Origin of the sequence: Mesorhizobium sp. M7A.F.Ca.CA.001.08.2.1 (assembly GCF_003998455.1) — a bacterium.
Classification (GTDB): Bacteria; Pseudomonadota; Alphaproteobacteria; order Rhizobiales; family Rhizobiaceae; genus Mesorhizobium; species Mesorhizobium ciceri.
On record NZ_RZPW01000419.1, the window covers coordinates 1 to 5,476 of the forward strand.

Sequence of the window (5,476 nt, forward strand, 5' to 3'; positions counted from 1 at the left end):
ACACCTCCGATCCCACCCCCGCCATAGTCAGGACCGCTACCTGGGACGTCGTTGCCTGGAACCGTGCCGCGAGGGTCGTGCTGACCGACTACAGCACCCTGCCCGAGGGCGAGCGCAACATTCTGCGCTTCATGTTCCTCAGTCCCCATATCCGCGCCAGGCAGCACGACTGGCAAAACCTCGCCCGTTTCGTGGTGGGCGCGTTCCGGGCCGATGCGGCACGCGCCGGCGCTGTCTCCGAGGTGCGTGAACTCGTCGACGAACTCTGCAGCGCCAGCCCCGAGTTTGCCGCCCTGTGGCGGGAAAACGGCGTGCTCAGCCATGGCGACGGGACAAAGCGCCTGAAGCACCCGGAACTTGGCGATATCGAACTGGAATATTCAGGCTTCGCGGTCGACGGCCGGCCGGATTTGAGCCTGACCGTCTACAACCCGGTCGACAGCGCCGTCGCCGACCGCATCCGCGCGCTGGCTCTCGCCCGATACCCCAAAGAGTAAGGGCGGGACGACCTATCCGCTGCGATGACTCCCGCCCGCCCTCAAGCGCGCTCGCAGACCGCCTTCAGGATCTGCAAGGTCGGCCCCCAGTAGAGATTGGCGTGCGGCCGGATCGCCGGTTCGGCGAAGTCGCTGAGCGTCAGTGTCAACAGTGTTCCCCCATCCGCCGGCGCCAGGTCGAAGCTGACCACGGTGTGATTTTCGGGCACGTCCGCCAGACGCGAGGCCGACAGCGTGCTCCAGTAGCTGTAGGCGAAGCTCATTCCCGGCTCAAAAGTGCGGATGGTGCCGTGGTTTTCGAACGGTATTCCGTGCAGCAGTCCGCGCATCCCGATCGCGCCGCCGGCCTGCCCTTGCAGGCTGACGGTCAACTCCTCGTCGGACATCCATTGCGGGATCATTTCTGGCGTCGTCAGTATCCGCCAGACCTTGGCCGGCTCGGCACCGATGACGACGGTCTTGGTTATCGGCGCAGCGGACTCACTCATGGGGTGCAGATTATAGCGGATGCGGCGGCGACAATATCGCTGTTCCAGGCGGTACGGATGCCGCCATTGCCCTTGCCCTGTATAGGAAGACAGCACCACGCTTGCGAAGCCATTGCAGCCCGTGGCATCTGTCGGCTCCACCAGCGCAGACGGCACCATGACACCACGGCAGACACGGCAGAGCGGCAGGCAGGGGGCGCCCGGCGTCAGTCTCAACCGGGCGCTGTCGAAGCTCGGCCTGTGCTCGCGCACGCAGGCCGAGGTGCTGATCGCCGAAGGCCGCGTGCGCGTCGGCGGCAAGGTGGTGCGCGATGCGGCGCTGCGCGTCGACCTCGACCGCGACCGCATCGTCGTCGACGACAGGCCGGTGGTTGCCGAGCGCAAGGTCTATCTCATGCTCAACAAGCCGCGCGGGCTGGTCACCACCCGCGACGACCCGCAGCAGCGCGACACCGTCTATGCCTGCATGGAAGGGCTCGACTTGCCCTTCGTCTCCCCGGTCGGCCGCCTCGACAAGGCGAGCGAAGGCCTGCTGCTGATGACCAACGACACCCGGTTTGCCAACCGGCTGATGGACCCGGCTTCGCATCTGCCGAAAACCTATCACGTGCAGATCGGCACGGTACCGGATGCTCCGATGCTGGAGACGTTGCGCGCCGGCGTGATCGTCGACGGCGAGGTGCTCACCGCGAACGCGATCGAACTTTTGCGCAGTGGCGGCCGCACCGCCTGGCTGGAGATCGTGCTCGACGAAGGCCGTAACCGCCACATCCGTCGCCTGCTCGCCGCGCACGGCGTCGAGGTCCTGCGCCTCATCCGCATCGCCATCGGCCGCCTGCCGCTCGGCGACCTCGCCAAGGGTACGGCACGGCATTTGACAGCAGAAGAGTTGTCGCTGCTGAGGGGGTAAGCAGGGCGTGCCGCTGGTGCAGGCGCACGGCGATCCCTCCTGACGGAAAGCTGTCAGCAGGCCTGGCCTATAGGTCGGATGGGAGCCGGCCACGGCTTCAACGATCAGGGAGCCAATGCAATGAATTTCGTCTCCGTCCGCATCATCACGTCGGACGTCCAGCGTCTCGTTCACTTCTACGGTGAGATCACCGGCATGCCCGTGACGGTGTACACGGAAGACTTCGCCGAACTGGCGACGCCGACCTGCACGCTGGCGATCGGCAGCACACGCACCTTGATGCTGTTCGGCGGCGACATCGCCCGCCCCGCCGACAACCACACCGCCATCATCGAGTTCCGCGTCGGCGACGTCGATGCTGAATTCGCCAGGCTCTCGGACCTCCTCAGGAATATCACTGTGCAGAAGCCGACCACCATGCCCTGGGGCAACCGCTCGCTGTTGTTTCGCGACCCTGACGGCAATCTGGTGAATTTCTTCACGCCGGTAACCGCTGAGGCGATCAGGAAATTCGACAGATAGGCGTAAGCGGCGCCGCTGGCCGAAGCTGCTCTATTTCTGGTTCCATTTCCGGATGACCGGCTCGCTCAAATCATGCTCGTAGCCGAGCACGCTGATGCTGGCCGTATCGAGCACCAGCAGCGCGCCGCCCTCCGGCGGCAGCCCGATCCAGCGCGCCGCCAGCACGCGCAGAAAATGTGCGCTGGAAAACACCAATATGCTGGCATTGGCCTCGCGCAGCCCAGCGATAATCCTGTCGGCCCGCGCGCCGACATCGGCCGCCATCTCGCCCTTTGGACACCCATCGCGAAACACATTCCAGCCGCGGCGCTCGGCCAGGATCTGTTTTGTCGTCAGCCCCTCATAGGCGCCATAGTCCCACTCCTGCAGATCGTCCTTCTTGACGCTCTGCGCGCCGAAGCCGGCCAGTACGCTGGTGTTGTAGGCGCGCTGCGACGGGCTCGACCATACGGCCGAAAAAGACAGGCCCTCGAGCCTGTCCGCGACACCCCGCGCGGCGGCCTCGCCAACCGGGGTCAACGGCATGTCGGTGCGGCCGGTATGCTGCCCCGAAAGGCTCCATGCCGTTTCACCATGCCGGACCAGATGGATTTGCGGATACGGGTTGCTCATGGACTGCCTTTCAATGTCACCGGCACCTTAGGCGACGATGCGGCAAAGGGGAATCCGCTTGGTACAAGACTGCGTGGTCGCCTGGCCTTGATCCGCGGCGGGGCCGGCCCTGTGATCGGCCCGAGGCCGCAACTATATCAAGGCCAGCCCTCCACAAGGCTCCCGCCACCTCAAGGGCATCGGCCCTTGCGCAACAGGTCATGTCATCATGTACAAACATTTGCTCATCGCCACGGACGGATCGGAACTGGCCGACAAGGGCGTTACCCACGGCCTGACATTGGCCAAGGGCCTCGGCGCCTCTGTTACTTTCATCACCGTCTCCGAACAATTCCCGATCTTCGCCTGGGGCGGCGCCATGGCCGGCTACGCCGCCGGCGATGAACTGGCCCGCCTATCAGGAAGAGGCGCGCAAATACGCCAAGGAAGTTCTTGACAAGTGCAAGGCATCGGCCGACGCCGCCGGCGTCTCGGCGGAGGTCGTGCATGTCGAGGACAAGCGGCCCGCCGAAGCCATTCTGGAACTGTCGCAGGCCCTGGGCTGCGACCTGATCGTCATGGCTTCGCACGGCCGCCGCGGACTAGGCAAGCTGCTCCTCGGCAGCCAGACGGCGGAAGTGCTGTCCTACACGGAGATCCCGGTGCTGGTCGTGCGGTAGGGCTACTACGGATCGCATGCTCCATCGAACCGGGTAATGACAATGTCGTTACGCTGTGCTAGATATGCGCGACGAAGGAGCCGTCCATGCCAACGTCACATCATCCGGTGCCGAAGAGCGTTCCGCTCAACATCCGCGTCAAGCCGGAAGTTCGCAATCTGATCGACCGCGCAGCCGAATTGCTCGGTAAGAATCGCACCGACTTCATGCTTGAAGCCTCGCAACGCGCCGCTGAGGAAGCGTTGCTCAACCGTCTCGTGTTTACCGTCGAACCGGATGTCTACGCTGCGTTTCTGGCACGCCTCGACGCGCCGCCGCAGCCCAACGACCGATTGCGCCGCACGATGACGACAAAGGCTCCGTGGGAAGCTGCGTGACGCTGTCGGTCCCGGTTCCACTCGCGGATCATCACGAACTCGGGGAATTTTCGTCGGGCATTACAGCGCTCGACGATTGGTTGAAAAAACGTGCTCGCACCAATCAAGCGGGCGGTGTATCCCGGACCTATGTGACTTGCAAAGGCAACCGTGTGATTGGCTACTATGCCGTTGCCAGCGGCGCCGTGAAAATGGTCGAAACTTCCAGCCGTTTCCGGCGCAACATGCCCGATCCGATCCCCGTCGCAGTGCTAGGCAGGTTAGCCGTAGACCAAGCCTATCACGGTCGGGGCATCGGTCGGGCGCTGGTAAGGGATGCCGGTCTACGAATTCTCCAGGCTGCTGAAATACTGGGCATCAAAGGCATAGTGGTGCATGCGATTTCCGACGATGCCCGAGCTTTCTACATCACCATCGGGTTCGAGCGCTCGCCGGTCGAGCCGTTGACACTCATGGTCACGCTCGCTGATCTCAGCGAAAGCATTGGCTGACGACTTCCTGCCAGTGCTCTGGGGAAGTCCGGCGCCTAGAACACCAACTCCCCCACGAGATAGACCCCAAGCGCCAGCAACCCCGCGAAGAACACTTTGCGGAAGGTCTCGACGCTCATCTTCTGGCGCAGCGCCTGGCCGGCGAACACGCCGGCCAGCGCCGGCACAAGGGCTGCGACCGACCCCACCAGTTGCGCACTCGGCGACGCCAGGGCGCCTGCCTTGAACAACCCGATGGCGAGCGCCGCCGTAGACACAGTGAAGGACAGGCCGAGCGCCTGGATCAGGTCTTCTTTCTCCAGCCGCAGCGACTGCAGATAGGGCACCGCCGGGATGACGAAGACGCCGGTGGCGCCGGTGACCAGCCCGGTCGCCACCCCGACCAGCGGTGACATCAAGGCTTCGCCGCGCGCCGGCGTGGTGAAGCCAAGCTTGAGCAGGCCGAGAATGGCGTAAAGCACCAGCGCCGCACCGAGCCCGGCCGAGGCAACGCCAGAGTGTGTGCCGGTGAGCAGGCCGGCGCCGGCAACGGTGCCAAGCATCACGCCGGCCATCATCGTCCACAGCCGCTTGCACAGCCGGCCGAAGGACGGGCCGGTCAGCAATTGCCAGAGGTTGGTAACCAGCGACGGGATCAGCAGCAGTGCCGCGGCCTGTGCTGGCGGCATCGTTACCGCCAGCAGGCCCATCGCCACGGTCGGCAGCCCCATGCCGACGACACCCTTGACGAAGCCGGCGGCGAGGAACACGGCGCCGATCCAGGCGAGGATGCCGGCGCTCAGCATGATCGTATCTTCAGGGCCGGATCAGTCATGCAGCAGCATATCGGTTGCGTCGGCATCCGGGCTGGCGGCCTTTGCCGGCGCCGCATCGCGGCTGGTGGATACGACCGTCGCCGCGCATCCCCGCAGGCCTGATCC

At 64.6% G+C, this 5,476-nt stretch carries 7 protein-coding genes and 2 pseudogenes; 6 read left to right on the plus strand and 3 right to left on the minus strand.

Annotated elements, in window-relative coordinates; all coding sequences use genetic code 11:
* A pseudogene (locus EN914_RS22455) lies at window positions 1-497 on the plus strand (transcriptional regulator); the annotation flags it as partial.
* A 41-nt stretch (window positions 498-538) separates the two neighbouring features.
* Here EN914_RS22455 and EN914_RS22460 read toward each other — a convergent pair.
* Window positions 539-1,144, minus strand: a complete 606-nt coding sequence (locus EN914_RS22460; protein ID WP_245265291.1) for an SRPBCC domain-containing protein — start codon at window positions 1,142-1,144, stop codon at window positions 539-541.
* Between EN914_RS22460 and EN914_RS22465 the strand changes: the two genes are divergently transcribed.
* The gene (locus EN914_RS22465) at window positions 1,143-1,895 is read left to right on the plus strand and encodes a pseudouridine synthase (RefSeq protein ID WP_024501769.1); all 753 of its coding nucleotides are present in this window, start codon (window positions 1,143-1,145) and stop codon (window positions 1,893-1,895) included. The genes EN914_RS22460 and EN914_RS22465 overlap by 2 nt on opposite strands.
* A gap of 120 nt (window positions 1,896-2,015) precedes the next feature.
* Window positions 2,016-2,417: a VOC family protein gene (locus EN914_RS22470; RefSeq protein WP_013530567.1), complete on the plus strand. Its 402-nt coding sequence runs from the start codon at window positions 2,016-2,018 to the stop codon at window positions 2,415-2,417.
* Between the two features lie 30 nt (window positions 2,418-2,447).
* Here EN914_RS22470 and EN914_RS22475 read toward each other — a convergent pair whose 3' ends face one another.
* On the minus strand, window positions 2,448-3,029 hold the full coding sequence (locus EN914_RS22475; protein ID WP_024501770.1) for a histidine phosphatase family protein: 582 nt from the start codon (window positions 3,027-3,029) through the stop codon (window positions 2,448-2,450).
* Window positions 3,030-3,237: 208 nt separating this feature from the next.
* Here EN914_RS22475 and EN914_RS22480 point away from each other — a divergent pair.
* From EN914_RS22480 to EN914_RS22490, 3 genes and pseudogenes are all read left to right on the plus strand, one after another.
* A pseudogene (locus tag EN914_RS22480) lies at window positions 3,238-3,688 on the plus strand (universal stress protein).
* 86 nt (window positions 3,689-3,774) lie between these two features.
* On the plus strand, window positions 3,775-4,065 hold the full coding sequence (locus EN914_RS22485) for a DUF1778 domain-containing protein (protein WP_013530564.1): 291 nt from the start codon (window positions 3,775-3,777) through the stop codon (window positions 4,063-4,065).
* The gene (locus EN914_RS22490) at window positions 4,062-4,556 is read left to right on the plus strand and encodes a GNAT family N-acetyltransferase (protein ID WP_024501771.1); all 495 of its coding nucleotides are present in this window, start codon (window positions 4,062-4,064) and stop codon (window positions 4,554-4,556) included. Before EN914_RS22485 ends, EN914_RS22490 begins: the two co-directional genes overlap by 4 nt.
* 35 nt (window positions 4,557-4,591) lie before the next feature.
* On the opposite strand, the gene EN914_RS22495 is transcribed toward EN914_RS22490, so the two are convergent.
* Window positions 4,592-5,341, minus strand: coding sequence for a sulfite exporter TauE/SafE family protein (locus tag EN914_RS22495; RefSeq protein ID WP_024501772.1), 750 nt, complete (start codon window positions 5,339-5,341; stop codon window positions 4,592-4,594).
* Between the last annotated feature and the right edge of the window lie 135 nt (window positions 5,342-5,476).

Coding starts and splice junctions, on each gene's coding strand:
- EN914_RS22465 (WP_024501769.1), top strand. CDS start 1,143: ATGACACCACGGCAGACACGGCAGAGCGGCAGGCAGGGGGCGCCCGGC.
- EN914_RS22460 (WP_245265291.1), bottom strand. CDS start 1,144: ATGGTGCCGTCTGCGCTGGTGGAGCCGACAGATGCCACGGGCTGCAAT.
- EN914_RS22470 (WP_013530567.1), top strand. CDS start 2,016: ATGAATTTCGTCTCCGTCCGCATCATCACGTCGGACGTCCAGCGTCTC.
- EN914_RS22475 (WP_024501770.1), bottom strand. CDS start 3,029: ATGAGCAACCCGTATCCGCAAATCCATCTGGTCCGGCATGGTGAAACG.
- EN914_RS22485 (WP_013530564.1), top strand. CDS start 3,775: ATGCCAACGTCACATCATCCGGTGCCGAAGAGCGTTCCGCTCAACATC.
- EN914_RS22495 (WP_024501772.1), bottom strand. CDS start 5,341: ATGCTGAGCGCCGGCATCCTCGCCTGGATCGGCGCCGTGTTCCTCGCC.